The 26989-nt window shown below is 48.2% G+C and carries 24 protein-coding genes; 13 read left to right on the top strand and 11 right to left on the bottom strand.

Annotated elements, in window-relative coordinates:
- Positions 1 to 2: 2 nt before the first annotated feature.
- Both P2W70_RS09585 and P2W70_RS09590 read left to right on the top strand, forming a co-directional pair.
- Complete coding sequence (locus P2W70_RS09585) at positions 3 to 1622, top strand: T9SS type A sorting domain-containing protein (protein ID WP_276481227.1); 1620 nt, start codon at positions 3 to 5, stop codon at positions 1620 to 1622.
- A 724-nt stretch (positions 1623 to 2346) separates the two neighbouring features.
- Positions 2347 to 2643: a hypothetical protein gene (locus P2W70_RS09590; protein WP_276481228.1), complete on the top strand. Its 297-nt coding sequence runs from the start codon at positions 2347 to 2349 to the stop codon at positions 2641 to 2643.
- 137 nt (positions 2644 to 2780) lie between these two features.
- On the opposite strand, the gene P2W70_RS09595 is transcribed toward P2W70_RS09590, so the two are convergent.
- From P2W70_RS09595 to P2W70_RS09605, 3 genes are all read right to left on the bottom strand, one after another.
- Positions 2781 to 3260 (bottom strand): hypothetical protein, encoded by a 480-nt coding sequence (locus P2W70_RS09595; RefSeq protein ID WP_276481229.1) that lies wholly within the window; start codon positions 3258 to 3260, stop codon positions 2781 to 2783.
- Between the two features lie 687 nt (positions 3261 to 3947).
- Positions 3948 to 6140, bottom strand: a complete 2193-nt coding sequence (locus P2W70_RS09600; protein ID WP_276481230.1) for a glutamine synthetase III family protein — start codon at positions 6138 to 6140, stop codon at positions 3948 to 3950.
- Positions 6141 to 6380: 240 nt separating this feature from the next.
- Entirely contained in the window at positions 6381 to 7652 is a 1272-nt protein-coding gene (locus tag P2W70_RS09605) for a hypothetical protein (protein WP_276481231.1), read from the bottom strand.
- Between the two features lie 62 nt (positions 7653 to 7714).
- On the opposite strand from P2W70_RS09605, the gene P2W70_RS09610 reads away from it, so the two are divergent.
- Positions 7715 to 8860 (top strand): glycosyltransferase family 4 protein, encoded by a 1146-nt coding sequence (locus P2W70_RS09610; protein WP_276481232.1) that lies wholly within the window; start codon positions 7715 to 7717, stop codon positions 8858 to 8860.
- Here P2W70_RS09610 and P2W70_RS09615 read toward each other — a convergent pair.
- Positions 8857 to 9762 (bottom strand): glycosyltransferase family protein, encoded by a 906-nt coding sequence (locus tag P2W70_RS09615; protein ID WP_276481233.1) that lies wholly within the window; start codon positions 9760 to 9762, stop codon positions 8857 to 8859. The two genes, P2W70_RS09610 and P2W70_RS09615, sit on opposite strands and share 4 nt — an antisense overlap.
- Positions 9763 to 9950: 188 nt before the next feature.
- Between P2W70_RS09615 and rfaD the strand changes: the two genes are divergently transcribed.
- Both rfaD and proC read left to right on the top strand, forming a co-directional pair.
- Complete coding sequence (gene rfaD, locus P2W70_RS09620) at positions 9951 to 10949, top strand: ADP-glyceromanno-heptose 6-epimerase (protein WP_276481234.1); 999 nt, start codon at positions 9951 to 9953, stop codon at positions 10947 to 10949.
- A 55-nt stretch (positions 10950 to 11004) separates the two neighbouring features.
- Positions 11005 to 11802: a pyrroline-5-carboxylate reductase gene (gene proC, locus P2W70_RS09625; RefSeq protein WP_276481235.1), complete on the top strand. Its 798-nt coding sequence runs from the start codon at positions 11005 to 11007 to the stop codon at positions 11800 to 11802.
- 55 nt (positions 11803 to 11857) lie between these two features.
- Here proC and P2W70_RS09630 read toward each other — a convergent pair whose 3' ends face one another.
- Positions 11858 to 12934: a hypothetical protein gene (locus P2W70_RS09630; RefSeq protein WP_276481236.1), complete on the bottom strand. Its 1077-nt coding sequence runs from the start codon at positions 12932 to 12934 to the stop codon at positions 11858 to 11860.
- 380 nt (positions 12935 to 13314) lie between these two features.
- On the opposite strand from P2W70_RS09630, the gene P2W70_RS09635 reads away from it, so the two are divergent.
- The 4 genes from P2W70_RS09635 to P2W70_RS09650 all read left to right on the top strand — a co-directional run bounded on the left by P2W70_RS09635 (position 13315) and on the right by P2W70_RS09650 (position 18519).
- Positions 13315 to 13503 carry a hypothetical protein gene (locus P2W70_RS09635; protein ID WP_276481237.1) on the top strand — a complete coding sequence of 63 codons (189 nt, stop codon included), beginning with the start codon at positions 13315 to 13317 and terminating at the stop codon, positions 13501 to 13503.
- Positions 13504 to 13920: 417 nt separating this feature from the next.
- Positions 13921 to 15570 carry a CTP synthase gene (locus P2W70_RS09640; RefSeq protein WP_276481238.1) on the top strand — a complete coding sequence of 550 codons (1650 nt, stop codon included), beginning with the start codon at positions 13921 to 13923 and terminating at the stop codon, positions 15568 to 15570.
- A 196-nt stretch (positions 15571 to 15766) separates the two neighbouring features.
- A complete protein-coding gene (yidC, locus tag P2W70_RS09645; protein WP_276481239.1) occupies positions 15767 to 17590 on the top strand; it encodes a membrane protein insertase YidC in 1824 nt (607 codons plus the stop codon).
- Between the two features lie 275 nt (positions 17591 to 17865).
- The gene (locus P2W70_RS09650) at positions 17866 to 18519 is read left to right on the top strand and encodes a hypothetical protein (protein ID WP_276481240.1); all 654 of its coding nucleotides are present in this window, start codon (positions 17866 to 17868) and stop codon (positions 18517 to 18519) included.
- Between the two features lie 34 nt (positions 18520 to 18553).
- On the opposite strand, the gene P2W70_RS09655 is transcribed toward P2W70_RS09650, so the two are convergent.
- Positions 18554 to 18898: a hypothetical protein gene (locus P2W70_RS09655; RefSeq protein ID WP_276481241.1), complete on the bottom strand. Its 345-nt coding sequence runs from the start codon at positions 18896 to 18898 to the stop codon at positions 18554 to 18556.
- 293 nt (positions 18899 to 19191) lie between these two features.
- Between P2W70_RS09655 and P2W70_RS09660 the strand changes: the two genes are divergently transcribed.
- The 3 genes from P2W70_RS09660 (at position 19192) to P2W70_RS09670 (ending at position 22311) form a co-directional block, all read left to right on the top strand.
- The gene (locus tag P2W70_RS09660) at positions 19192 to 20613 is read left to right on the top strand and encodes a tetratricopeptide repeat protein (RefSeq protein ID WP_276481242.1); all 1422 of its coding nucleotides are present in this window, start codon (positions 19192 to 19194) and stop codon (positions 20611 to 20613) included.
- 193 nt (positions 20614 to 20806) lie between these two features.
- Positions 20807 to 21577 (top strand): phosphosulfolactate synthase, encoded by a 771-nt coding sequence (locus P2W70_RS09665; protein ID WP_276481243.1) that lies wholly within the window; start codon positions 20807 to 20809, stop codon positions 21575 to 21577.
- On the top strand, positions 21577 to 22311 hold the full coding sequence (locus tag P2W70_RS09670) for a shikimate dehydrogenase family protein (RefSeq protein WP_276481244.1): 735 nt from the start codon (positions 21577 to 21579) through the stop codon (positions 22309 to 22311). Before P2W70_RS09665 ends, P2W70_RS09670 begins: the two co-directional genes overlap by 1 nt.
- Here the strand turns inward: P2W70_RS09670 and P2W70_RS09675 are convergent.
- The 5 genes from P2W70_RS09675 to P2W70_RS09695 form a co-directional block, all read right to left on the bottom strand.
- A complete protein-coding gene (locus tag P2W70_RS09675) occupies positions 22308 to 22739 on the bottom strand; it encodes an acyl-CoA thioesterase (RefSeq protein ID WP_276481245.1) in 432 nt (143 codons plus the stop codon). The genes P2W70_RS09670 and P2W70_RS09675 overlap by 4 nt on opposite strands.
- Before the next feature lie 22 nt (positions 22740 to 22761).
- A complete protein-coding gene (locus P2W70_RS09680) occupies positions 22762 to 23685 on the bottom strand; it encodes an anti-sigma factor (RefSeq protein ID WP_276481246.1) in 924 nt (307 codons plus the stop codon).
- A gap of 1 nt (position 23686) precedes the next feature.
- The gene (locus P2W70_RS09685; protein ID WP_276481247.1) at positions 23687 to 24226 is read right to left on the bottom strand and encodes an RNA polymerase sigma factor; all 540 of its coding nucleotides are present in this window, start codon (positions 24224 to 24226) and stop codon (positions 23687 to 23689) included.
- 113 nt (positions 24227 to 24339) lie between these two features.
- A complete protein-coding gene (gene rdgB / locus P2W70_RS09690) occupies positions 24340 to 24930 on the bottom strand; it encodes an RdgB/HAM1 family non-canonical purine NTP pyrophosphatase (RefSeq protein WP_276481248.1) in 591 nt (196 codons plus the stop codon).
- A 19-nt stretch (positions 24931 to 24949) separates the two neighbouring features.
- Positions 24950 to 25672: a hypothetical protein gene (locus P2W70_RS09695; RefSeq protein WP_276481249.1), complete on the bottom strand. Its 723-nt coding sequence runs from the start codon at positions 25670 to 25672 to the stop codon at positions 24950 to 24952.
- A 133-nt stretch (positions 25673 to 25805) separates the two neighbouring features.
- On the opposite strand from P2W70_RS09695, the gene P2W70_RS09700 reads away from it, so the two are divergent.
- On the top strand, positions 25806 to 26873 hold the full coding sequence (locus P2W70_RS09700) for a branched-chain amino acid aminotransferase (RefSeq protein WP_276481250.1): 1068 nt from the start codon (positions 25806 to 25808) through the stop codon (positions 26871 to 26873).
- Positions 26874 to 26989 lie beyond the last annotated feature (116 nt).

Here is a 26989-nt window from a genome sequence, read left to right on the forward strand (position 1 = left end):
TCATGAAACAATCGTACCCTAAACAACTGATCAGTAGCGGACTGATCTTTCTGATCACCCTTACAACTGCTGTGTCTGCGGTGGCACAGTGTCCTTCGGGCAGTGTGGCTCCGGTAGCCAATACCACGTACACGAATGGACAGGTGGTGTGCATCTCCACCAATTACAGTGGTAATCTGCAATTGAACAATGGCGCTAAAATGGTGATCGTGAATGGCGGTCACTACAGTGGCAGCCTTACTGCGATCCAGGGCTCCACTGTAGAGGTTCGTGATGGCGGTAATTTTACTCCCAGCGGCGGTAACTTCAGTGCGACGGTCACTGTAGGTAAAGATGCCAACGTGACCTTGTCTGGTATCAATCCTGGCAATGGTTTCACTATCATCAATAGTGGCAAACTGTTTTGGCCCAACAACATCAACCTGAACAATGCCTTTTCTATTACCAATACTTCGTGCGGAACGATGCGGATTTCCCCTTCCTTGAATTTGTCGAAGTCCGGTACCACCATTCAGAACAGTGGCACGATGGTGTTGTTGGGTGGTCTGGAAACAAGCAGTGGAGTGTCCATTGACAACCGGGGGCAGTTTATCGTGGCGGGCGATACCAAGTTGGCTGGCTCGTTCAAGAACCAATGGAAGGCGGTGTTCAAAGGTGCCAGTCATACTTTCAACAGCGGTGACTCCATCATCAACCTGTACACGATGGTCTTTGGCGGTTCGGTCATCGGCGCCCCACGTGTGCGGAATGAAGGGTTGCTGTGGTTTGCCGGCGCTTTTCAATATAATGGCGGTGGCGGCATCAAGAACAATCGTACGAACGCTCAATTGCGTGTAGGCGGGTCTTTTGTAAGCAATGGTGCCATCAGCGGATTTGGAAGCTTATATACAGGTGGTTCCTTTTTGAATCAGGGAACCATCACTGGTCTTAGTAGCACACAACGGATTATTTTGCGGCAATCGGGTGGTGGAACAACTTCCAATACGAGTACTAATAGTGCTATGGCAGCGGAAGACACCCTGACCTATGCTGGTGGTGCCGGTAACCCGGATGCCAGTTGCCTGGCCCTGCTGCCGATGGTACTTTCCAATTTCAAAGGCATGTATACCGAGGGTGCCGTTGACCTGAGTTGGACAACGCTGAGCGAAACCAATGCGAAGCAATTTGTGGTGGAAGTAAGTACCGATGGTATCTACTATACCCAGGTGGGCACGGTGGTAGCCAGGGGTAACAATGTGCAGGGCGTGAGTTATCAATACCGGTATAGCAAGGAGATGTATCCTACTTTATATTTCAGGCTGTTGCTGGTGGATCAGGATGGACGTACGGAATATTCTTCTGTAGTGAGCATCCGGACGGCGACGAAGCAATCGATATCTGCCGGCGTATATCCCAATCCTTTTGTCGAGAAACTAGTGGTGAACGTAACGATCCCGCGGGCGGCTGCTGTAAGCCTCCGGTTATTGGATATGAATGGTCGTGTTATAAAGACGCAGGATCATGCAGGGCAGGCGGGGATCAACAAGTGGCAACTCATCGGCCTGACCGACCTGGGCAAAGGCCTGTACTTGCTGGAAGTGACAGCGGGCGAAGACAAATGGCTGCAGAAAATAATCAAATAAGGCTAAGAGGTTTTATTTTCATGAATAGTGGTTAAGAAGTCCCGCCCCGCAGGCGGGATCTTCTTTTTTAAACAATTCGGTTGGATAGATACTAAATGCCCGGAAGTGCCCGTTTATGGAATCCGCTGTTTTTGATATAGACAGTGAGGTGTAAAGAGCGCCGGGGTAATGTAGCTGATCCTGTAGTTGTTTTGGAAGGATGATTTTACCGAAAACACGAATGAGATTTACATAAAGCATTACATTAAACCTGATCCTGTGTAGTCGCAGGCTTGCTCTGTAACCTACTTAAGAAGCCCGTTGTATTTGCCGCAGTTGCGCCTTATACTACGGGCTTCGCCTATTGTGGTCAGTACTTTTTGACGTGGGAGGTGAGTGGACACGAGGCACCCTTTCGCCTTTGGTGTAAGTGATTGATTTAGAAAAGTTGTGCTATTTTCATTACACTTCCATGGGAGCGAGTAGGGAGCGGCATGGAAGCGAGTAGGGAGGGGTACCCTCCAGCTGTACGCCGGCGGCAAATATAAGTTCCCAGACAGGGGGGGCCAAGTTTGCTGATAAATGTCATGACATGGCTTGAAAATGTTAAAGAGTTCTGAAAATAACATTGCTGAATAAGTTGATAATCATTGCTTTAGAATATGTTTTGGCCATTATCGGGTATCCTGGCACAGGCCTTGAAATACATAGTACTGAAAGGAATTATTCACTAAACCGAGAGGCTATGAATCAATCGTTCAGTATTCATTTCAAGTATCCATTTAAAGAGAAGAACATTTCCATCGAGCTTACCGGAAATGTCACCCTACACCACTCAACCCCTCATTATACGGTCAGCAATATCCGTTTTGTGAACCGGCCAGATGGCCCTTATGATGCATTCCCAGAGATCCGCCTTCAGCAACGTCCGTTGCATGGTGAGCTGGTATGGGTGCATATGGACACACAAAAGGAAAGTGAGTTAAGTCATATTGTGGGTAAAGCTATTGATGACCATTTGGGCGATTCTTCTGTTGAATAATCGTATGCCTACCATACTCCTATGAGCAGCTGGCTATAAGCTGGCGAACCGGGCCGGAAGCAATTATGAGCTTCCGGTTTTTTTATGGCGCTAATATGGCGCTAATGAGGCATGCCGGTGTGCCTGGTGGGCAGATATTATTCTCCATGTTGGTAGTCATCGATGTTTTCCAGGGGTTCGTCTTTCAGGAACTCTTTGCATACGCAATATTCTCCCAGGGGGCAAGAGGGGGGATCGACGCTGCAAAGTTCAAAGGTCATGAGGCTATTGCTAATCTCGGTTTTGATGTCGAGTGTACTGATGAGTAACTGGTATTTTTTGCTCAGGGGTACCTGGTCGGGGATATCGGTATCGAGGTTCCAGGTGAACATCATTTTACTGAAGGCCTGGCAAATGTTGTCTAACTGCAGAGAGCTCAGCAGGTGTGCCGGCGGAAACAGCTCTTTCTGCAGGCCACAGTAATAACTGAAAGTATGTGTTGGCTCAGTTTCGGACCAGCGGTCATCCTCCTCTGCGCCATCGTCCAGCATTTCAGGAAATACATATTGTATACCGGGTTCTTCGGGCCTTTCCGCTTCCTGAATGTCCGAGATGAGGTGTCTTACATAGGCTTCCATACGCTAAAACATTTAGGTTGTTCCTACACTCATATACGATAAATCGCGCCAAAGGATTTCGATAGTCATGCATTTGAGCAAGATTGTTGCACAAATAACGAAATCCGGTCATTCAGGCTGCTTTAGATATGGCGATATCTATCATACCGGGCAGTTTGGTGGCGTTGTGGGGAAGATGATTTTAAAAGGTTGATTTTAATTGGGGAGAATCCTTCCCCGGAGGATGCCCTGCAGGGCAACAGGGTCACCTGACCGCAAGAAAAACCCCGCCCTAAAAAAGGCGGGGGCTCCCATTCATATGCGTTAACCATTAAACCTTATCCTATGGAGTTAGTTACTAACAATCATGCCGCATAGTTTTATTATATGACTGCTTTGATATTCTGTGTTGCCAATTGGCCATGTTTCTACAGATTAAGCGCCTATCTATAATGGTTGTGATCTGGTTTGGGTATGCTTTGGCCGATTGTGTGCATAGATATTTCTTTTGTTCAATTGTGGCTTGCGGTACTAGTCCCCATACAGGCTGTTAGTATGTAGACGGTTTGTCACAATAGAGGCTGGCACGGGTTTGTTCGGGCCGGGGCGCTGTTTTAAAGCAGCCCTAAACATAAAGAACCCCTCTGCTTGCGCAGAAGGGCTCTTTTGCTTGTCATGTCAGTGTACCTATTTGTGGGTACCTGCTTTTTAGCGCAGGAACAACATTTCGCGGTATTTGGGAAGTGCCCAGTATTCGTCGGCAACGAGCAGCTCCAGCTTGTCAACACGGTAGCGGATATCATCGAAGAAGGCATCCTTGATCTGAGATTGATAACCGATAGCCTTGGTGCGGATATCTGTCATCGCGTTCACTATCTTGCGCGCTTCGATCATTTTCTCGACGAGGTCGCTGAGGATGTTGATGTGCTCAGAGATCTTCTCGAGGATCTGCTTTTGGTTAGCATAGCTTTCTTCTTTCAGGCCGATCTCTTTCAGACCCTTGATGTTGTTGATCAGAAGGTTCTGGTATTTGATCGCTGCAGGCAGTACATGGCTGGTGCAGAGCTCACCCATGATACGGGCTTCGATCTGTACGCGCTTCATGTATTTTTCCAGTTCGATCTCGTGGCGTGCTTCCAGCTCAACGTGGTTGAGTACGTTGTTGCTTTCGAACAGGCTCTTGGCCTTATCAGTCACCATTGCGTCGAGTGCGAGCGGTGTAGTCGGGATGTTGGGCAGGCCGCGTTTTTCTGCTTCCTGGTGCCATTCGTCGCTGTAACCGTCGCCTTCGAACAATACTTTTTCGCTGGCTACGATGTACTCGCGGATCACGTGCATGATAGCAATCTCTTTCTTCTCACCTTTTTCGATCAGGGCGTCAACATCTTTCTTGAATTGCTTCAGCGTTTGCGCCATGATGGTGTTGAGTGCTGTCATCGAGTTGGCACAGTTTGCACCTGAACCTACGGCGCGGAACTCGAACTTGTTGCCGGTGAAGGCGAACGGTGAAGTACGGTTACGGTCGGTGTTGTCGAGCAACAGTTCAGGAATGCTGCGGTGCAGGTCGAGTTTCAGGATGGCTTCATCCTGCTCATCGAATTTACCACCTACTCTTTCTTTCACGTCGGCCAGTACCTTGCTCAGGTAGCCACCGATGAATACGGAGATAATGGCAGGAGGGGCTTCGTTGGCACCCAGGCGGTGGTCGTTACCGGCTGAAGCGATGGAAGCTCTCAGTACGTCGGAATAATCATGTACAGCCTTGATGGTGTTGACGAAGAAGGTCAGGAACATCAGGTTGGTCTTCGGTGTTTTACCGGGAGCCAGCAGGTTCACGCCAGTATCTGTAGCAAGGCTCCAGTTGTTGTGTTTACCGCTACCGTTTACGCCGGCAAATGGTTTCTCATGCAACAGGGCACGCAGTTTGTGACGGCGGGCAACACGGTCCATGATGTCCATCAGCAGGGTATTGTGGTCTACCGCTACGCTCACTTCTTCGAAGATAGGCGCACACTCGAACTGTGCAGGCGCTACCTCATTGTGGCGAGTGCGTAAAGGAATACCGAGCTTGTAAGATTCTGTTTCGAAATCGCGCATGAAAGCGTACACTCTTTCGGGGATGGATCCGAAGTAGTGGTCTTCCAGTTGCTGGCCTTTGGCCGGGGAGTGACCGAATACGGTACGGCCGCTCATGACGAGGTCAGGACGAGCGTTGAACATTGCTTCGTCGATCACGAAATATTCCTGCTCCCAACCCAGGGTGGCAGCTACTTTATTTACATTCTTGTCGAAGTAGTTACATACGTCTACAGCGGCTTTGTTCAGTGATTCCAGCGACTTCAGCAGCGGAGCTTTGTAATCGAGGGTTTCGCCGGTGTAAGAAACGAAGATGGTAGGAATACACAGGGTTTTGCCGGTACCGATCTCCATGATGAAGGGAGGAGAAGAAGGATCCCAGGCAGTATAACCGCGTGCTTCGAAAGTAGCGCGGATACCTCCGTTGGGGAACGAAGAAGCATCGGGCTCTTGTTGTATAAGTGCATCACCATCAAAGGTTTCGAGGGCACTGCCGTCGCCTTTCAGGGTGAAGAAAGAATCATGTTTTTCTGCAGTAGTACCAGTCAGTGGCTGGAACCAGTGTGTATAGTGAGTAACACCTTTGCTTTCAGCCCATTGGCGAAGACCAGCGGAGATCTGGTTGGCCATAGCCCTATCGATCTTTTTACCACCCTTGATGGAGGTCAGCAAACTTTTATATGCTTCATCACTTAAGAACTCACGTGCAACTTTCAGCGTAAATACGTTCTCACCGAAAAAGCCGGTAATTTTTGAATTGTCCAACTCTGCCGTACCATTCGAATGGCTCAGGGCGTTGATAGCTTTAAAGCGTAATGATTCCATTTCTTAGTTTTTTGCGTGTTGTGCAAATAAACAATAAATGGCGGGTAATAAAAAGTTTTTGGCCTCGTTGTGGTTTTTTTTAAACAAAATGTGGAAAAGGGCCTAGTGTTATTGAATAAATCATCAGAATTTAACCTTGGATAGCCTCTAATTTAGATATTTTTCTTTTTACTAATTTGATGCCAGCTCAGCGTTGATCATTACAAGATCTGGAACTAATAATTGATATGATCATTTACTTCAAGGCGTAACGTTTGCAGTGCTGTTGCTGGCTTTTTCAGTGTTGCTTGCTGTGCTTAGTCTGGATACCATCAACACAAGCAACAATAGTTCGGGGATCGCTTTGTAACGCACGATGGCTCCCGGAAAAGGAACTACAAAACCAATCAGGAGGTAGTAGAGCACGCTGAAAAACAACGCCAGCCAATGCCATCGGGGCCCGGGGGCCTGCCATCTGTTTTTATTTCGCCTCACCAGCATGGCCACCAGCAACCCCCAAAAGAAGAGCACCTCCAATGCTGACAGGATTTGTAACGGTCCACGGGCTTCCCATACAAAAGGCCGCAGGAAGGCATTGGTGAATGCCTGGGGCAGCACCTGCAGGAAGCTGCCTGCATGGGGTGTTAGTTCCGACAGTGCGAACCGCGTATTACCTGTCAGCGACAGGAATGCCTGCTGCCGGTTGACGACGAGCTGCAAGGCATTGGGGATGCCCGTTATGTATGTACTGGCAACAACCAACAAGAGGGCGGCTCCATAGACGATCAGAAATGCGCGTACCGGACGATGTTGGCGCTTTGCAGACAGGTACCAGGCAAGCAGCCCCGGCAGGAGTACCAACAGCAATTCGTTTCTGAAAATAAAAATGCCCGTCAGGCAGATCAAGGCATAGACCAATGATGCCGGCCGTTTCTCCTTCATCCATTTATCGCCCTGGTACAACAGGCCGGCGAAGCACAGGAATAACCATCCATCGGACCGGATGCCACTTAGCCAAAACAACACCGGCGGAAAGCCGAAAATGATGAAGAGTAGCCAGTTCCTGTTGCCGGCATATTCGCGCGTTGCTAACCGGTAAAGCAGGAAATGCCCCCAAAAGGTCAGGAAGCTGAAGAAAACCGCGTTGGCGTAATAGTTACCGCGTGTGAACAGGTTGGCGATCGCCAGCGTCTTTACCTGCAGGTGCCATTCGAGTTTGTCGATGTAGTAAGGCGCTGCGGAGGACAGGTTACCACCTGACTGTTTCCAGGCATTAATGGGTAACAAGTCTAGGAAGAACTGAACCGGTGTGGTGGTCAGTATCTTCCATTCTTCGAGTCCACCTGCATGGATCTCCCAGGTATCGTCGCCGTGGTAATACCGCAAAAAGATGTAGCCGTAGGCGCAGGCCAGCAGTGCCTTCAGGCCAAAGGCCAGCGTCACCTCGCCGATTGACAGGGTAGGGGTTGATCGCCGGGTTAACCGGACAATCAGGAAGGTAAACAGTAAAAAAAACAATAACGTAATGACCATGAATTCGAAAGCCAGTTATGGCAATTGCTATCAAATCTATACATTTGATGCAATATTTGCCAATGTCCGGATATTCAGCGTATCATAAAAAATGTATCGCTTTTGTCTCCAACAGCGCGTGGTCGGTCTATAATTTCCGGCTGGATGTGATCAATAACCTGCTGTCGCAGGGATATGAGGTGATCGTTATGGCGCCTGATGATACCTTTTCTGCAGCATTACAAGAACTTGGCTGCCGCTTTATTCCCATTAAATTCGATAACAAGACCAAGAACCCTTTTCGCGATCTGGCTTTTTACTGGCAGTTGAAAAAACTGTACCGTACGCTTCGCCCTGATTTCATTTTCCACTACGTCGCGAAACCGAATATTTATGGTTCATTGGCGGCTTCTGCTACCGGCATCCCCTCTGTAGCTGTCATTACTGGCCTGGGGTATGCGTTTGCCAAAAAGAACTGGTTATACCGCATCATTCGTTTGCTGTACAAACGGGGATTGCGAAAGGCCAGGGAGGTTTGGTTCCTGAACAATGAAGATGCTCGTGTATTTATCGATGAGAAGATCGTCAATATCGAGAAGGTAAAAGTATTGCCGGGTGAAGGGGTGAATACGAAACATTTTTCACCTTTCCGGACTTCGCGAAATCATGACCATGCCTTTACTTTTCTGATGAGCACCCGCTTGTTGAAAAGTAAGGGGATCGGGTTATATGCGGATGCGGCGCGTATTCTGCGTAAAAAGAACTATGATGTACGGTTTGAGTTGATCGGCTTTTTCGAGAATCACCATCCCGATTCGATCTCCCAGGAGGAGCTGACAAGGTGGGAAAAGGAAGGGCTGATCCATTATGGTGGTTTTGCGCAGGACGTACGTCCATTTCTGGCCAAGGCAGATTGCTTTGTATTTCCCTCTTTTTATAATGAAGGCATTCCGCGCTGCCTGATGGAAGCGGCGGCCATGGAACTACCGGTTATCACCTCGATGAACCGTGGTTGTAAGGAAGTGGTACTGAACAATTCGACCGGTTATATCTGCAACAGGCATGATCCCTTCGACCTGGCGGATAAGATGGAAAAAATGATCAACCTGTTACCAGACGAGCGCGCCCGCATGGGAAAGAATGGCCGGTCGCTGGTGTTACGAAAATTCAGTATCGATCAGGTGATCGATGAATACATCGACACGCTTCAGCAAGATCTTCCCGATTAATCTTCTTTAGTGTAAATGGGCCACCGGATGTTCGTGTAAAGCGGACGCAGGTATTCCAGGATGCCCGATCGTTTGATCTGATGGCCCCAGGTCCAGTCGGACATGGCGGGTGTGTGGTAGTTGAAATCTGTGACCCGTTGCCAGGTGAGGTCGTGCAAGTCGGGTGAAAGGTAGAGATAGTTGCCGCCGTATTGTTGCTGAAACTGACGAACCCAGGGATAGCTGGTGGATAGGATGGGCACTCCACAGGCAGCGTATTCCAGCATTTTCGTGGCGGGGAGTTGGTTGAAGGGTTCGCGGTCGGGAATGTAGTTGATCGCAAACCGCGATCTAAGTATATGGTCTTTTACACCAGCCTTGTCTACCGGCCCTTTGAACAGGATATTAGGGTGGCTGGCATATTGCCGTTGCCATTGCTCATAATTACGGCTTAATAACAACAGCGTTCGTTCGCGCAAATCCCCTTGCGTGAACCTATCCAGTAAAATATTTGTTTGCCTGGCTGCCGACAATTCGCCGATATAGATGAAGTCGAAGGATTTTTCCGGCCTTTGGCCTGTGGTCTGCAACCATTCATCGGCAATACCCATGTTCATCAGGAGTTCGGGAATAGCATCGGAAAAGCCGAAGCATTGCCGTGTATAATGATTTTTGAATATGCGGAGATCGGGCCGGGCGTTGATCCATCGTTTGCCCCAGTCTTTGAGACGTCGTGCGGGTGGTGTTGACGGGGATAGATAGTCATGGATCCGGAATATTCCGGGAATGGGGTGGCTTCGGTCGACTCCCATAAAGTACCAGTCTATTTTTCTTTTTAGTAATGGCAGTTCTTTGGGCGTTACTACCTCACAGGGGATCCCGATGCCGGCAAAAAAATGGCTGTAGCCATGTAATTCTGACAAAAAAGCTTTGTTATGATGGATCAGTGCGATGGACATGGCTTTGCAGGGATAGGCGTAAAAATAATACTTTCCTGGTGGATGCCAGGGCGATCGATAACGCCCCTCTTTTTACCTGATTGGAAAAAGGAGCGGAAAGGTTTTGCGACTCGTACTGTCAAATCGGAAAACCGTGCTATTTTTGCGGCATCATGTACAAGCAAGCAACCATCGTCGTAACGGGGGCAGCCGGATTCATCGGCAGTTGCCTCGCCGGATTCCTGAATAAGCACGGTTTTATCAACCTGATCCTCGTGGATGAATTTAGCCGCATCGATAAGGACCCGAATTTGGAAGGGAAAATATTCCTGGAAAAAGTAGAGCGTGATCATTTCTTTGAATGGCTGGAGGGGCAATCGAGGCCAGTAGACTTTATTTTTCACATCGGGGCACGTACGGATACGACCGAGTTCGATTATTCGGTACACCAGCGGTTGAATGTTGAATACTCACAGCAAGTGTGGAATTATTGTGTAGCCCACCAGGTGCCGGTAGTGTACGCATCTTCTGCTGCCACGTATGGGGCGGGAGAACTTGGCTACAATGATGATCATGAAGTGCCTTTTCAATTGAAGCCGTTGAATCCCTACGGTGTTTCCAAGAACGAGTTCGATAAATGGGCGTTGCAGCAGACCAAGCAGCCGCCATTCTGGGCTGGCTTGAAATTCTTCAATGTATATGGTCCCAATGAGTACCATAAGGCCCGTATGGCCAGCGTGATCTGGCACTCCTTCAACCAGATCAAAAAAGATGGTGTGGTGAAATTGTTCCGTTCACACAGGCCGGATTTCAAAGACGGTCAGCAACTGCGTGACTTTGTGTATGTAAAAGATCTGTTGAATGTTTGTTACTGGTTGATGGAAGAGTATGACGAAAATATTAAAACGGTGGCGAGCGGCTTGTATAACCTGGGTACGGGTAAAGCGCGGAGCTTTGAAGACCTTGTCAAAGCGACTTTTGCCGGGCTCGATAAGGAACCGAATATCCAATTCATCGATATGCCGGAAGATATCCGCGACAAGTACCAGTATTTTACGGAAGCCAATATGAAGAAACTTGTCGATGCCGGCTATACCACGCCTTTTCATACGCTGGAAGCTGGTGTAGAAGATTATGTGCGTAATTATCTGGCCTCCGGCCGGCATTATTAGAAAACAACTGTTGCCAGGCAGCACCTATGCGTAATCCCCATTCTAAACTTTGTTTATGAGTAAGAAGATAGCGATCATCGGCGGCGGTAATCTTGGAACCGCGATTGCAGAAGGATTGATCAATAGTGGATTTTCGAAACCTGAAAACATACTGATCACCAAACGGAATATCAAGACGCTGCAACCACTGGAGCAACGTGGTGTTCTGGTTGGTGACGACAATACAGAGGCTATTCGCTTTGCCGACCTGGTGATTCTGGCCGTGAAGCCTTTCCAAGTGAGTGAGGTGCTGGGTAAACTGAAGGAGGTCATCGATCCGGCTAGGCATGTGCTGATGTCGGTGGTGACGGGTGTTACGATCAGCCAGTTGCTGGAGGCGGTGGGAAAGAAAGTGGCGGTGATCAGGGCCATGCCCAATACGGCCATTGCGATCCAGGAGAGCATGACCTGCCTGGCGGCTCATGAGGTGACGAAGGACCAGGTGAGCTATACCGAAGAGCTTTTCAATCAATTGGGGCGTGTGGCTTGGATCGATGAAAAGCTGATGGATGCTGCTACGGTATTGGGCGCTTGTGGTACGGCCTATGCCATGCGGTATATCCGCGCGAATATACAGGGCGGCATCGAGATCGGGTTTGATGCGGCTACGGCCAACCTGATCGCTGCGCAAACGGTGAAAGGTGCTGCTGAGTTATTGCTGAAAAAGGGTACGCACCCCGAGCAGGAGATCGATAAAGTGACTACCCCCAAGGGCTGTACCATCGCCGGGCTCAATGAAATGGAGCACCAGGGGTTCAGTTCTTCGCTGATCAAGGGTATTGTTGCCAGTTATGACAAGATTGCGAAAGATTAATAATATAGTACGCTATAAAAAACGGTGAAGTGCAAAAGCACTTCACCGTTTTCTTTTAATAGAATTTACCGTTTTCTACATCCACCTGAAATGCGCGCAGGTTGATGAGGCGCTTTTCGTACTGTGTTATTTCGGTGGCGCCAGCCGCTGCCAATAAAAAGGGCCAGCCAGCTCCGGCCAAAACGGGCATACGGGGGGCTTTGAACTCCATGGCAGCTGTACCATAAAACTCCCAGGTGTTTTGGTGGTTGTACAACGGGAAGAAGTTGGACCCCATGCGAATAAATACCGTTTGGCCGTCTGAAAAACCCCAGATGTCTTTACGGGCATAGGTATTACCGTCTTGTTCTTTTACGTATACGATATCGGTCAGCGTTTCAAATCTTACTTCGTACTCGGTTGCTGAAGGTTTTCCTTTTTTGAAGTCAGTGAAAGAGCTGTAAATGCCTTTAACGGGTACGTGGGCAGACGGGGTTGTTGTAGTATGCTTATTGTAGGCATCAACCTGACTCGGGCTCAGTGTTTTTCTGGAGACGATCTGTGAAAAATCCGCCTGTTCCAATCGCTGCAAGGCGTCGACGAGCATTTGGGTGATGAACCCTCCTGAAGTATATCCATTTTGTTTGCGTGCGTAGAGGATCGAATCGATGCGAAAAACAGGGTGATAAGCGGCGGGAGTGCGGAGATAAACTTCTGCTTTTACATGCAGCCAGGCGTTCCTTAGGTGCGTATTATGCAGGTTGAGTTCTGCCGAGTCGAATTCCGATAGCCATAATTTCTTGACAAAGATCTCCAGTTGATTGGGTGAACCCAATGTCAGGTTTTTGTTATAATGCGCTGTCAGATAGGCGGTCAATTCCTGGGCAGTGTTGCCGGTGAATCTGTATTTATACGAGTGGCGGTCTTTGGTGGATCGGTAGAAGCCAAGTTTGGTGGTGTCTGGACGTATGTCATGTATCACCAGGCTCGAAAATGGTACAGAGATATTTAGTCCGTTGCCGGTTGCCACCGGATAGATGATCTTATACAGGCTTTTGTTGGAGGGGGCGAGTTGGTAGGACAGGGGAGACTGGCTCCATGCAGCCTGACCAACGGATAAGAAGGCGATAAAAAGAAGAAGATACCGGTTCATGTAATATGCTTAGGCAGTTAGAAAATGAGCTCGTGGCGTCATTCACAGGTTATGATCTTGAATGGGGGGAATTAAAAGGGGCTGATCTGTGTGGGCGGTGAAGTATAAGTGCCACCGTTGGAGCTACTAAAATAGTAAAAAGCCAGATATGGAATGAAATTATTTGATCCTTTCAGGGCATTAAATATAAAGGTTGGAGCAGATATCTGAAGAGTGGGAAGAAAATACCCATAAAAATTCATCGCTATTCATAAAAATAAGGTCTACAGGCAGGTAATCGTACGAATACGTCAATAAATCGTTGATCTACGCTTGCAAATGAAATAAAAAATGCCAACCTTCGTTTAAGAAATACTTTAATATCCCTGATCCAATTGACTATGAAAAGTGAGAGGTCTACGTTTATCATCTTACTGGTTGAAATCGTCGTGATTGGTTATCTACATTCCGCGAAAAGCAACCAACAACTACCTGCTACTGCCCGGCAATCGAGCATTGCTCCGCAGCACACGTCCACCCAAATTCCTTACCAATGGAATAATAATTTTACATTGATCCGCCTGAAATAAAATATCGTCTCTGTTCCTCACTCGTTTACTGGCAGGATTTGCCGGGCAGCGTTGCCTGGTAAAACGTGTGCGAACTGTACCATTTACGGTTAGTGGCCAGGTCATTTCCGAATATAGTATTCGCTGCCTGCATTCAGTTTTTCCACATTACTTTTTTGTGATTTTTTATCCCCCGGAAATTCGTGTATCTTTGCATGACCTTCAGGAAATTTTATTCCCCTAATGTGGTTTTCCGCTGGTCATTAGCCGGACTGGTTCATTCATCAAAGTAAAAAAGTTCGCCAGATAATACAGACGTCCATGTACCCCTGTTCATTCAATTTTGGCAGGGCGCTCAGGCGATGTTTGTGTGGCTTCTTGTTTTGTACCTAAAGCCGTGTTAAGCTGAGCATTGTAAACTGATTTAACGAATATATTATGGCCAAGTACATTTTTGTTACGGGAGGCGTAACTTCTTCATTAGGAAAAGGGATTATTGCCGCGTCATTAGCGAAGCTATTGCAGGCAAGAGGATTGAGGGTGACGATTCAGAAATTTGACCCTTATATTAATGTGGATCCGGGTACGCTCAACCCTTACGAACATGGTGAATGTTATGTAACCGAGGATGGTGCCGAAACGGATCTCGATCTGGGGCATTATGAGCGTTTTTTGAACATTTTTACCTCCCAGGCCAATAACGTTACGACTGGCCGTATTTATCAAACAGTCATCAACAAAGAGCGGGAAGGCGCCTTTCTCGGAAAGACGGTACAGGTCATTCCCCATATTACCGACGAGATCAAGCGCAGGATGCTGCTGCTGGGCAAGAACAACGAGTATGATGTGATTATCACCGAATTAGGTGGTACTGTCGGTGATATTGAAAGTCTTCCTTTTATCGAAGCGCTCCGTCAGTTGCAGTGGGAACTTCCGGAAGAAGACACGGTGGTGGTCCACCTTACCTTGATTCCTTACCTGAAGGCTGCCAAGGAATTGAAAACCAAACCTACGCAACACAGTGTAAAGATGCTGAGCCAGGAAGGTGTGCACCCTGATATTATCGTTTGCCGTACCGAGCGGTCTTTATCGCCCGATCTGCGTCGTAAAATTGCCCAGTTCTGTAATGTAAAACCGGAAGCGGTGATCGAGGCGGCTGATGCACCTACGATCTATGAAGTGCCCCTGGCCATGATGCGCGAGAAACTGGATCTGATCTGTATGAAGAAGTTGAATATCATTCAACAGAATGAGCCGGATCTTCATCGCTGGAAAGAGTTTCTCGACAAACTGAAATATCCCAAGAGTCAGGTAACGATCGGCCTGATCGGAAAATACATCGAGCTGCAGGATGCTTACAAATCTATCCTGGAAGCTTTTGTGCATGCAGGCGCCATCAATGAGTGCAAGGTACAGGTGGTGAATGTGCACAGTGAATTTATTACTGATGATAATGTTGGTGAAAAGCTGGCCAATCTCGACGGTTTGCTGGTAGCACCTGGTTTTGGACATCGTGGTGTAGAAGGTAAGATCATTGCTGTGAAGTATGCCCGTGAAAACAAGCTCCCCTTCTTTGGCATTTGCCTGGGTATGCAGATGTCGGTGATCGAATATGCCCGTGATGTACTCGGTCTGTCGAAGGCTCACTCTACGGAAATGGACCTGCAAACGCCCGATCCGGTGATCGACCTGATGGAAGAGCAAAAGAATGTTACTGCCAAGGGGGGCACCATGCGTTTGGGCTCGTATTCCTGCCAAACGCTCGAAGGAAGTCTCGCACGCCGTATCTATGGCAAAGAAATGATCACTGAACGGCACCGTCATCGCTGGGAATTCAACAACAAGTATCTCGGCCGTTTTGAAGAGTCGGGTATGGTGGCCAGCGGAAAGAACCCTGAAAGTGGTCTGGTGGAGATCGTGGAGTTGCCCAAACATCCTTTCTTTATCGGGGTTCAGTACCATCCTGAGCTGAAAAGTACGGTGGAGAATCCTCATCCGCTGTTTGTACACTTTATCAAGGCTGCAAAAGAATATACCGAGCAAAAGACAGTGGTAAAGAATCCTTTGTTGCAAAGTGAGATGATCTAGGCCTGCCCGCCAGGGAGTTATGGCCATTTTGATAGAAAACATGCTGATCGATGTAACAGACCGGGCTGTGGCCCGACTAATACGTTGATCAGCATGTTTTTATTTATCAATAAGTTACATCTGAATAATCCTTTATGGTAAAACCCTAAATCCGGAATTACCCGCTATCTTTGCACCTCCTTTAAATTTTGTACTAATGAACATGGACCGCAATACGGTGATCGGCTTTATATTATTGGCTGGATTACTGTTTGTTTACCTCTTTATCTCGACCAAGAATACCCACGAATTGCAGGGACAACGCCAGCATTACGAAGATTCTGTGGCCCGGGTAAACAGAGCACTTGATTCTGCAAAGGCTGTAGCTTTGCGCGATACCGCTATCAAATCTGCCCTCGTTGGCGACAGTACCCTGCAAAGCACACAGGGTGTAGAAAAGCTGGTGGTTGTAGAAAACGAAGTCATTAAGATCAGTTTTACCAACAAGGGCGGCCAGCCCGGTAAAGTGGAACTGAAGCAGTATAAGTCGAGCGACAGTAACCTGGTGGTGTTGAACGGCACCAATTTCGACAAGATCTCTTATCCCGTCAATGCTGCGTCCAACCAGGCCCTGCAGGTAGCAGATTTGTATTTTGCAGGTGGCGAAGTGGTGAAGAATGCCGATAACAGTCAATCTATCGTATTCCGGGCACCTGTAGCCAATGGTGTGTTGACCCACCGGTTTACCATCAGACCCAATGATTACCTGATCGATTTCACCGTACAGATGTCGGGTGCAGACCGCCTGCTCACACAAGGAGCTTTTAACCTGACCTGGCAAAACCAGCCGGTACAGCATGAAAGCGATGTGAAGTATGAGCGCCTGCAATCGAATATCTGCTATTATACCAACCAGGATTTTGATTATATCATGGCCAAGACCGAAAGAAAGTTTGAGGGGCAAACCCAGTGGGTAGCTGTTTCTCAGCAGTTCTTCAACTCGGCCCTGTACTATAAAGGTGGGTTCTCTTCCGGCGAAACCCGTTGGTTGAAGCATACCGATACGACCAACAAGATCGCCGATGTAACTACTACGCTGCAGGCCAAAGTGCCCTTGGGCAGTGATGCAATGATCCCCATGCAGCTGTACTACGGTCCCAACGATTTTCGCATCCTGAAGAGCCAGCCTGTTCCCGAAATGGATAAGGTGATCAACCTCGGCAGGGACATGTATGCATTTGTACGCCCGATCAACAAGTACATTGTGATGCCGGTATTCAACTTCTTCGATAGCTTTATCGGCAGCATGGGTATCGTAATCCTGTTGCTGACGTTGTTCATCCGTTTGGCGACATCGCCGCTGATGTATCCCGGATACCTGACCAGCGCGAAGATGAAGATCCTGCGTCCTGATCTGGCTAAGCTGAAAGAAAAGTACCCCGACCAACAGCAATTTGCCATGGAGCAGATGAAGTTCATGCGGGAGGCAGGGGTTAACCAGTTTGCCGGTTGTTTGCCGAGCTTGCTGCAGATCCCGATCTTCTTTGCTTTGTATAGCTTCTTTAACTCGAACATCTCTCTACGTGGCGAGTCTTTCCTGTGGGCCAAGAACCTCGCTTCCTATGATGTACTGGTACAATTCCCCTTTGAGATCTGGGGCCTGGGCAATCACCTCAGCTTGTTTACGCTGACTGCCTGTGCTACCAGCTTCCTGATCTCCTTCTACAATATGGCTTCTACGCCCGACCAGGGTAACCCGGCGCTGAAGTATATGCCATACATTTTCCCTTTCATTCTCTTGTTCGTATTCAATAAGCTGCCTGCGGCGTTGACCTGGTACTATACCGTGTCGAATATCATTACGCTGGTGCTGCAGTTTGTGATCCAGCATTACATTATCAACCACGATAAACTGGTGGCAACGATCGAGACTGCGCGCAAGAAACCTAAGGTAAAATCCAAATGGGCCGAGCGCCTGGAGCAAATGCAGGAACAACAAAAGAAACTGCAAGACGAGCGAGCGAAGCAGGGCAAGAAATAGTCCATCGTTATCTACCTTATATTTTATAGAAAGGGCCGTCTCTGCAAGGAGACAGCCCTTTTTGCTTTTGCACCGGATGGCTATTGGCGATCAATGACTCTATTGCGTCTATAGGTTGCCAAAATGTGGTCATTCGCCTCGCTTGTGTACGATAACTGAAAGTATTTCGTTAAAAATCAAGTCAATAGTTCAAAAAATTGGCGGGTAGTTGTTATTTTAGGCAACGGTTATTCGCAGTTATTCGTCTTACAGTCAACTCAACAACCCGGGTTAACATGAAAAAACACATTGGTCTCTTCTTTGTCAATTTGCTGCTGGTGCTTTCGGTAGTAGCGCAAAAGAAAGTTTCTGAGCTGACCCTCGTGTATGATGCTTCTATTTCTTCTGGTAGTGCGGAGCCTAAAATGGCAGATGCGCTGGATGGTGCTACCACCACTGTTTACCTGAAAGGGGCCATGAGCCGCACGGAAATGGTGAGTGCTTTGTTTTCATCGACGACAATCCACGATTCGAAAGCGGGTACTGCTGTTGTTTTGAAGGAGGTAAGCGGACAAAAATTGCTGATCCGGATGACCGCGGAAAACTGGGTGGAGAAAAACAAGCGATACAATGGAATGACATTCACCGATACGAAGGAAACGAAGACCATTGCCGGTTATAACTGTACGAAAGCCGTGGCCAAGCTGGCAGACGGGACCACTTTTACAGTGTTTTATACTTCTGATATCATACCTGAGAACAAGGATTACGACTCCCAATTCAAGAACCTCAACGGACTTCCGCTGGAATATGAATTGGTACAGGGGAAGCTGACTATCAAGTACACGGTATCTAGGATCAACCTCAATCCTGTACCTGCCTCAAGGTTCGACATCCCCAAAGCGGGCTATAGAGAGCTTACCTACGAAGAAAGCAGGAAAGTAAACTAAATCAGTATTTTAATGGGATTTTAACCAGTAAAGCTTACTTATGAAGCTTTATTTTAAGGTCTAACAGGTTGAAATTAGACCTGAACGTCGGTTTTGTAATCATCCTGACCTGCTGTGGCATGATGTAAACTGTGTTACCTTTTTGGTAGGTCACCACGGCGCCCAGGGTTACCGTATTCCGGTTGCGTTCAGTACTAAAAATATGACTACCTGTGTAGGCCGGACCGGCTTTCAGCGTGAAGCCATTGGTCGTTCTGATTGGTGTGTAGACGGGCTTTAGCGGCTCCTCAGACTTCTTTTTACCACCACCGCTGCTGGCAACAGCAGCAAGTGCAACCGCCCCGATCATCGCACAACTGATGAGGGTCTTTTTAAACATGTGGTTAAATTTAAGAGTAGAGTTTGCCTTCATAACTAACGCAAAAATATTGAAAAAATTTTAGAAACCTTTAACCGATTGTCACAAATCTTAGTATCTCTTTAACGATTAGAGATGCAGAAAGGTTACAGTTTCCATAAAATTGACACCGTAATTTTAACAAATGTTGCAAGGCGCTGTTAAAATATTCAGGTTCAGTCTCTTTCAAGGGCAGTTATCAACAGGCTGTCGATAAGAAAAAATTGGCGTGCATCCACTAAAAAGGTATTTTACATAAACCATTGCTGAAATACATGAGAGATAATCCATCACGTAATGATAATGAGGAACTTAGGGAGTTGGTGAAGCAATTTCAGAATCTAAAATCAGGTCGCAGTCACTCCTTCCTGGACGAAGAATCCTTCGAACGGATCATCGATTATTTCGATGACCGGGAGGACCTGCCACAAGCCCTGGAGGCGGCGGAAATTGGTATTGAGCAATATCCCTATTCGGCCATGTTGCAGATCAAGAAAGCGGATCTGCTAATTGCCACCCGGCATTACCAGGAGGCCCTGACCATATTGGAGCATGCGGAACTACTGGATAGTAACGATATCAACCTGTACATACTGAAAACCGACGCCTACCTGGCGCTCGATCAACAGGAAAAGGCGGTGGCATTGCTGGAAAACGCCCTGCAGCTTTTTGAAGGACAGGAGCGTATTGAGCTTTTGTTTGAGCTGGCGGACGTTTATGATGATTATGAGGAGTTCGACAAAATATTCGATTGCCTGAAGCTGATCCTTGGGCAGGAACCCAATAATGAAGAGGCCTTGTACAAGATCTGTTTCTGGACGGATTTCACCGGGCGCAACGAGGAAAGCATTCAGCTGCACCAGCAGATCATCGATGAATACCCTTACAGTGAGTTAGCCTGGTTCAACCTGGCTGCCGCCTTCCAGGGGTTGAAGCTCTATGAGAAGGCCATCGATGCCTACAATTATGCCATCGTGATCGACGAGAAGTTCGACTACGCTTATCGTAATATGGGTGACGCGTTCATCCGGATGCGCAAGTACAAAGACGCCATTGAAGTGCTGGAAAAGGTGCTGGAGTTGTCACGTCCCGAAGACGTGATTTACGAGGCGATCGGTCATTGCTATGATCGTATGAAGAACTATGCGCAGGCCAGGTTCTACTACCGCAAAGCGTCGCACCTGAATGTGGAAGACAGCAAGCTGCACTACAAGATCGCCTATACGTATATCAACGAGGCCCAATGGCCTACTGCCATTAAGCACCTGGAAACTGCCTTGCAGATACACCGCATGCAACCGGAGTACAATATGGCCATGGGTGAATGTAAAATGCAGCTGGGTGAATACAAGGAGGCTATCCAGTATTTCTCGAATGTAGTACGTCAACGTCCGCGAAATATTTCCAGTTGGGAAGCTCTGATCCGTTGCCTCTACAATGGTGAGTTCTATGAAGAGGCGCTGGAGCAGGTCAAGGCTGCCATCAAGATGACCGATGGAAAGCCGTTGTTCTTATTTTACCTGGTTGGTGTATACTTTGCCCTGGGCAGGGTCAAGGAAGCTCTTTTGCAATTGGAGCAGGCCATGCATGTGGCACCCCGGATGGTCAAGAAGCTGGTACAACTTAACCCAGCCCTGCTACAGCACCAGCTGGTAGTAGATGTGGTGGCGCGTTTCAAGAAAAACAAGTCCCAATAAATGATGCCAGGTATACCCTGGTTTGCGTAAGCAAAGGCACGCAACCTTTGTAGCAGCAACCTGTTGTATAAGACAATTAATTGTCTTATACGGGTTTAATATAATATACGAGGAATGGCTGTATGCGCTTTTTGTCTGTTTCTTCCCTATTTTTGCGCCGGCTTTAGAAAACCGTAATTGTAAAATCCAGCGAATGAATTTTAATCTCACACAGATTCCTGATAGAAACCTTAAGCCCCGTACCAATGGAATCACCATGGTGATGGATAAGGGTCTGAGTATCCCGGAAGTGCATAATTTCCTGAGTGTATCGGGTCCACATGTGGACATCGTAAAACTGGGATTCGGAACCTCTTTCGTCACACCCAACCTGCGCGAAAAGATCGAAGTATATCAGTCTTATAACATTCCCATTTATTTTGGCGGCACGTTGTTCGAAGCGTTCCTCGTTCGCAACCAGTTCAACGATTATATCGCTGTTTGTAAAGATTATGGTATCGAATACATGGAAGTGAGTGATGGATCCATCACGATACCCCATGCGGAAAAGTGTGGCTACATAGAAAAGCTTACCAAACATGGAACCATCCTGAGTGAAGTGGGCAGCAAAGATGCGGCTCATATCATCCCTCCCTATAAATGGATTGAACTGATGCGTGCGGAACTCAATGCCGGCGCTACCTATGTGATCGCTGAAGCACGCGAAGCCGGCAACGTTGGTATTTACCGCGGCAGCGGTGAAGTACGGGAAGGTCTGGTGCAGGAGATCCTCACCCAGATACCAGGTGAAAAGATCCTTTGGGAAGCTCCGCAAAAAGCACAGCAATTGTATTTCATCGAGCTGTTGGGGTGCAATGTGAACCTCGGCAATATTGCTCCCACAGAAATGATCTCGCTGGAAGCTATGCGGGTGGGGCTGCGTGGAGATACTTTCAGCTTGTTCCTCAATAAAGAAGAAGCTTAATGAAACAATACGGCCTGATCGGTTATCCGTTGAGTCATTCTTTCTCTCAACGGTTCTTTACTGACAAGTTCAGCAAAGAGCAGATCGAGGGCTGCGTGTACGACAATTTTCCCCTGGAGAATATTGACGTTTTACGGGAAGTGTTGGCCAGATATCCCAACCTGGCTGGCCTCAATGTTACCATTCCCTATAAGGAAAAGGTGATCGCCTACCTGGATCACCAAAGCGATGTGGTGAAAAAGATCGGCGCCTGTAACTGTATCAAGTTTGTTCAGGGAAAACTGCACGGATACAATACCGACGTAACGGGCTTTGAAGAGTCGCTTCGCCCGTTACTGGCCGCCCATCACCAGAAGGCGTTGGTACTGGGAACCGGTGGTGCTGCCAAGGCGGTTCATTTTGTGCTGGAAAAACTCGGTATCATCTTTCTGGAAGTATCGCGTACTCCTTTTACTGGCCGGCAGATCAGCTATGAAGACCTGTCGACGGAGGTAATTGCGCAGCATTCGCTGATCATCAATACGACACCGGTGGGCACTTACCCCAAGGTAGACGAATGTCCGCCATTGCCCTACGGGTTGTTCACCAGTCAGCATTATCTGTTTGACCTGGTATACAATCCGGCTAAAACCCTGTTCCTGCAAAAAGGGGAGGAGCGTGGCGCTGTGATCAAGAATGGCGCCGATATGCTGGTGATCCAGGCAGAAGAAAGCTGGCGGATCTGGAACAGCTAAAGTCCAAACTTTTCTATTACTTCCCCGGGAACGGCAGCTACTTTTTTCTTCTCATAATCAAAGCAAACCATACCGGTCTTAGCGGCTGCTACCAGTATAGTCTTTCCTTCCACTATTTTCTCCAGTTTGTAATACAGGTCAAAAGACACTTTGGTGAGGTCGCCTGCAGTTACAGAAGCCCTGATGTTATCGGGGTAAAATAATTCCTGTTTAAACTCGATAGCGACGTCACTCATGATCAATCCTACGCCTGCAAGTTTCAACTCGGTATAACCATGGTGTTGTATGAACTGCACGCGTGCTTCGTGGAGGATGGATAGTATTGTATCATTGCCTACATGTCCGCCATAATTGAGGTCGGTAATGCGAACCGGGATCTGGGTGGTAAAAGCAAATTCGGCTGGTAGGTCTACTTTTATTCTTGCCATACGATGGGGGCCTCCGGGGAGTCTATTGTTCTTCGATGAGTTCTTTCAGTGCGATGATGTCGAGGAAGTTGGTGGCGGTTGGCATAAAAGAGGCTTCCTGCATCAGTTTGTACCTCCATTGCGTGAACTTACCTTTCCAGATACTGCTTTCCCGGATCACCGCATCGAAGTACTCTGTGGGATCTGCGGCGGCATTGAGATCGGTGAGTACCGGCAGGAACTTGGCCGATATCCTGGTTTGCTCGCCATTGGGACAGGTAATGATTATGTAGTTCTTGTCGCGGGAGATAATGAGGTTTTTGTCCAGTATGATATTACCATTGGCATCTTTGATCAGTGGCGCTTTGATGCCGGTTCTGTGTGTGGTGGTCTGTGCCCGCATATCTTTTACCGCGGCATATTGTATATCATTGAAAGGATCTTCCTCTATGACGGCAGCGCTATAGCCGGGTATCAGCCTGGCGTCGCTGCTGACCCTGCGGGCTACATCGATACGTTGCCGGGGCCGAATGGCGATCGATGCATCCACGGCAGGTAAGGAAGGTTGTACTTTGGTATTGTCGGTGTCGGCAACGGCGGCGGGTATCTGTGGTCCGCCCTGTGCTGTGGTGGCTTGTTCCTGATTCAGAAAACTCCAGGTAACCAGGCCTGCTACGATGAGCACAATGGCAGCTACTGCGATCTGCCGAAACGGGAGGCGAATGACTTTTGCCGGAGCGGCTGATGACTGGGCCGTTTCACGGGCTGCTTCGTTTACTTCCAGGGCCAGGTGGATCTGCTGCCATACAGCAGGTGGTGGGGTGGCTTCCCAAGCATAAAGTTTGTCGGTTATTCTTCCTTCACGGGCATCATATTCTGTATCCAGACGGGCGCTAATAGTGTCCCAAACGCCTGCTGGTGGAGGTGTCTCGTAGTCGTGAAGAATATGTTTGTTGTTGGCGGACATATCAGCGGGTAAAGGATTTTTTCGTGTCGCTTAAATACTGTGCTACTTTCTTTTGCAGGATCGACTTGGCGCGGGCCAGTTGTGATTTACTGGTTCCTTCACTGATGCCGAGCATTTCGCCGATCTCTTTGTGCGAATATCCTTCTATCACATACAGGTTAAATACGGTTCGGTATCCGGGTGATAACTCCTGTACGATGTTGATGATATCCTTTTCTGCCAGGCTATCGAGTGCGGTAATATCTGCGTCTTCGATGGTATTCTCTTCCTTCTCACTGACGCTCGATAACTGAGCCGATTTTTTACGAAAGTGTTCTATTGACGTATTGACAAAAACTCTCCTGACCCATCCTTCAAACGAGCCTTCCGAACGGAAGCGATGAAGGTTTTTGTACACTTTGATAAATCCCTCCTGAAGCAGGTCCTGGGCATCGTCGGCATTATTGGCATAACGCAGGCATACAGCATACATCTTTGGTGCGAAACGTTTATACAGTTCTTCCTGCATGCGCCGGTCGCCCGCAATACTGCCTCTTATCAAGTCGGATTCAGAAATGTTATAGTTGCTTAGTTGATCCAAATTTTTAAATAAATATTATGAAGTGGTGTCGTGGGGTGATCTTTCAACAGAATCCGCAGCATTCACCAGGGTGGTCAGGTATGCAGTACCATTTCCTGCAAAAAGGAAACCAGCTTGTCGGCCGCTTTGCGGCGGTGACTCATCCGGCCCTTTTCTTCCAGGCTCATTTCTCCAAAAGTAAGGTTACTTCCTGCAGGAACAAAGACGGGGTCATATCCAAATCCACCGCTTCCTTTCCTTTCTGGTATTATGGTCCCTTCGCAGATGCCTTCAAACTGGTATTCCTGGCCCTCCCAGATGAGGGAAATGACCGTACGGAACCTGGCCCGGCGATTGGGATTATTACCCAGTTTATGCAATAATTTGTCGATGTTATTGTCAAAGGCTTGGTCACCATCGGCATAGCGGGCGCTTTTTACGCCCGGTTCGCCCTGCAGGGCTTCCACCTCGAGACCGGTATCTTCGCTGAAACAATTGACCCTGGTAAGCCCCCAGATGGTGCGTGATTTCTCGGTGGCGTTGGCCTCGAGGGTATCGTGGGGTTCGGGGATGTCGATGTCGATACCGGCGTCTTTCAGGCTGATCACGGTGATCTTTGTGCCGATCGTTTGTTGTATCTCTTCTACTTTGTGTGCGTTGTTGGTCGCGAATATGAGTCTTATCATCGATTTGGTTTATGGGTCATCAAACGCCAAATATCTTCTTCAGGCTATCCCACAAACGACGTTTCAGCAATTTACCATCGTCTGTTTCTGTATTCAGTTCATCGAGCGACGGGGTATAGAGGTAGGTGGTGCCTGCATATTCCTGGTCTTTGAATAGCGGGAAGGAGAGGGGCAGGCCGGCCTCTTCGGGCTTAACGCCAAACAGCAGTACGCGTCTGGGCGTAAGCTGTTCTTTCAGTATCTGTATATCTACCCGTTGGGCGGCATCGTTGATAATGGCGACATCGCCCAGGTTGAGTTTACAGGCGCCCAGCATTTTAGTCAGCATTTGCAGGTGATGTTCGGGCAGGAAGGCTTCGCCGGGGCAGCGAACCACGACGGCTACCTGTTGCCGGTTATTACCCAGCATTTTATAGAGATGGCCGGCCGCTGGTGGAGGTGCGGCGGCTGCGGGCTGTGGCGTCGCTGGTATTTCCAATGGTGCGGCGGCTGCGGTAACAGGGGCAGGCATTGGTGTGACCAGGGCAACCGGTGCTGGTGTCGGGGTTGCGGCGCTGGCGGACATGGCTGGTGCAACGGGTTGCTGGGCCTCGACGGTCGGAGCGACCACTGTGGCCGGCTTTTCTTCCACTACGGCTGGTCTGCCTCCTTCGAGTACAGCTTTGCCTTCTCCCTGCACGATGGTTTTTTTGTAAAGCCCGGCCAGCACAACTCCCGGTAATTCTATGTTATACGCCGACATACAATTGATTATGGGTCATTTTGACGATGGATGGAAAACTGATCATGATGCTAACAATTGTTAGCAAAAACTGCCTGGATTTTTTGCAGGCAGCCAGTTTAATTGTTTCTTTGCGGTTCAAAAATACTGGATTATGATTGATGCATACAGCATACCTGTTACAAAAATTGAAAGGAGTAAGTTGAACGATATTTCGTTGGAAAACATCCCCTTTGGCAGGTATTTTACGGACCACATGCTGGAAGCCGATTACATCGATGGTGAGTGGAAGAATGTGGAGATCAAGCCCTATCAGCCCCTGGTACTGAGCCCTTCGCTCGCGTCGCTGCACTACGGTCAGGCCATTTTCGAAGGCATCAAGGCTTACCGGAATGAGGCAGGTGAAGCATTTATTTTCCGTCCTTACGATAATTACCAGCGTTTCAATGTTTCAGCTCGCCGCATGCAAATGCCTGAAGTGCCTGAAGATCTGTTCATTGAGGGTATGCGCCAGTTGATCAACCTGGACAAGAGCTGGATTCCCAATAAGGAAAATCATTCTCTGTATATCCGTCCCTTCATGTTCTCTTCCGATGAAGTGATTGGTGTAAAAGCATCTGATACTTACAAGTTTATGATCATCCTGAGCCCTACCGGGCCTTATTACGCGGCGCCGGCACGGATCTACGTGGAAGAGACCTACACGCGGGCTGCTCCGGGCGGCGTTGGGTTTGCCAAGGTGGCCGGTAACTATGGTGCCAGTATGATGGTTACCGCTGAGGCCCGGAGCAAGGGGTTTGACCAGGTATTGTGGATGGATGCAGCTGAGCATAAATATGTACAGGAGATCGGTACGATGAATGTATTCTTCATCCTGGACGATAATAAGGCCATCACACCCGGACTTGAATCCGGAACGATCCTGGCGGGCATCACGCGCGATAGTGCGATCACCATTTTGAAAGAAATGGGACTTACGGTGGAAGAAAGGCCGGTGAACATCGATGAGGTGATCGAGGCTTACAAAGCCGGAAAACTGAAGGAAGTATTCGGTACCGGTACGGCTGCGACGATTTCTCCGATCCGGGAACTGACTTACAAAGACTTTGTAATGAGCTTCGATGTAGAGGGCTGGAAAACGGCTCCGGAGATGAAACGCCGGCTGGACAGCATCCGCGAAGGAAAAACTACTGACAATCATGGCTGGATGTTCAAAATTTAACACCGGGCGTGTTAGCCATTAACTGTGAATGTATTACAGCGGTTATAGGCAGCATTTGGCGGGCCTTAATTCAGAGTTTATCCACATTCGGCCCGATAATTACGTAAAATGGTAGA

The sequence above is a fragment of the Paraflavitalea pollutisoli genome (assembly GCF_029360705.1).
In the GTDB taxonomy this organism is placed as follows: domain Bacteria; phylum Bacteroidota; class Bacteroidia; order Chitinophagales; family Chitinophagaceae; genus Paraflavitalea; species Paraflavitalea pollutisoli.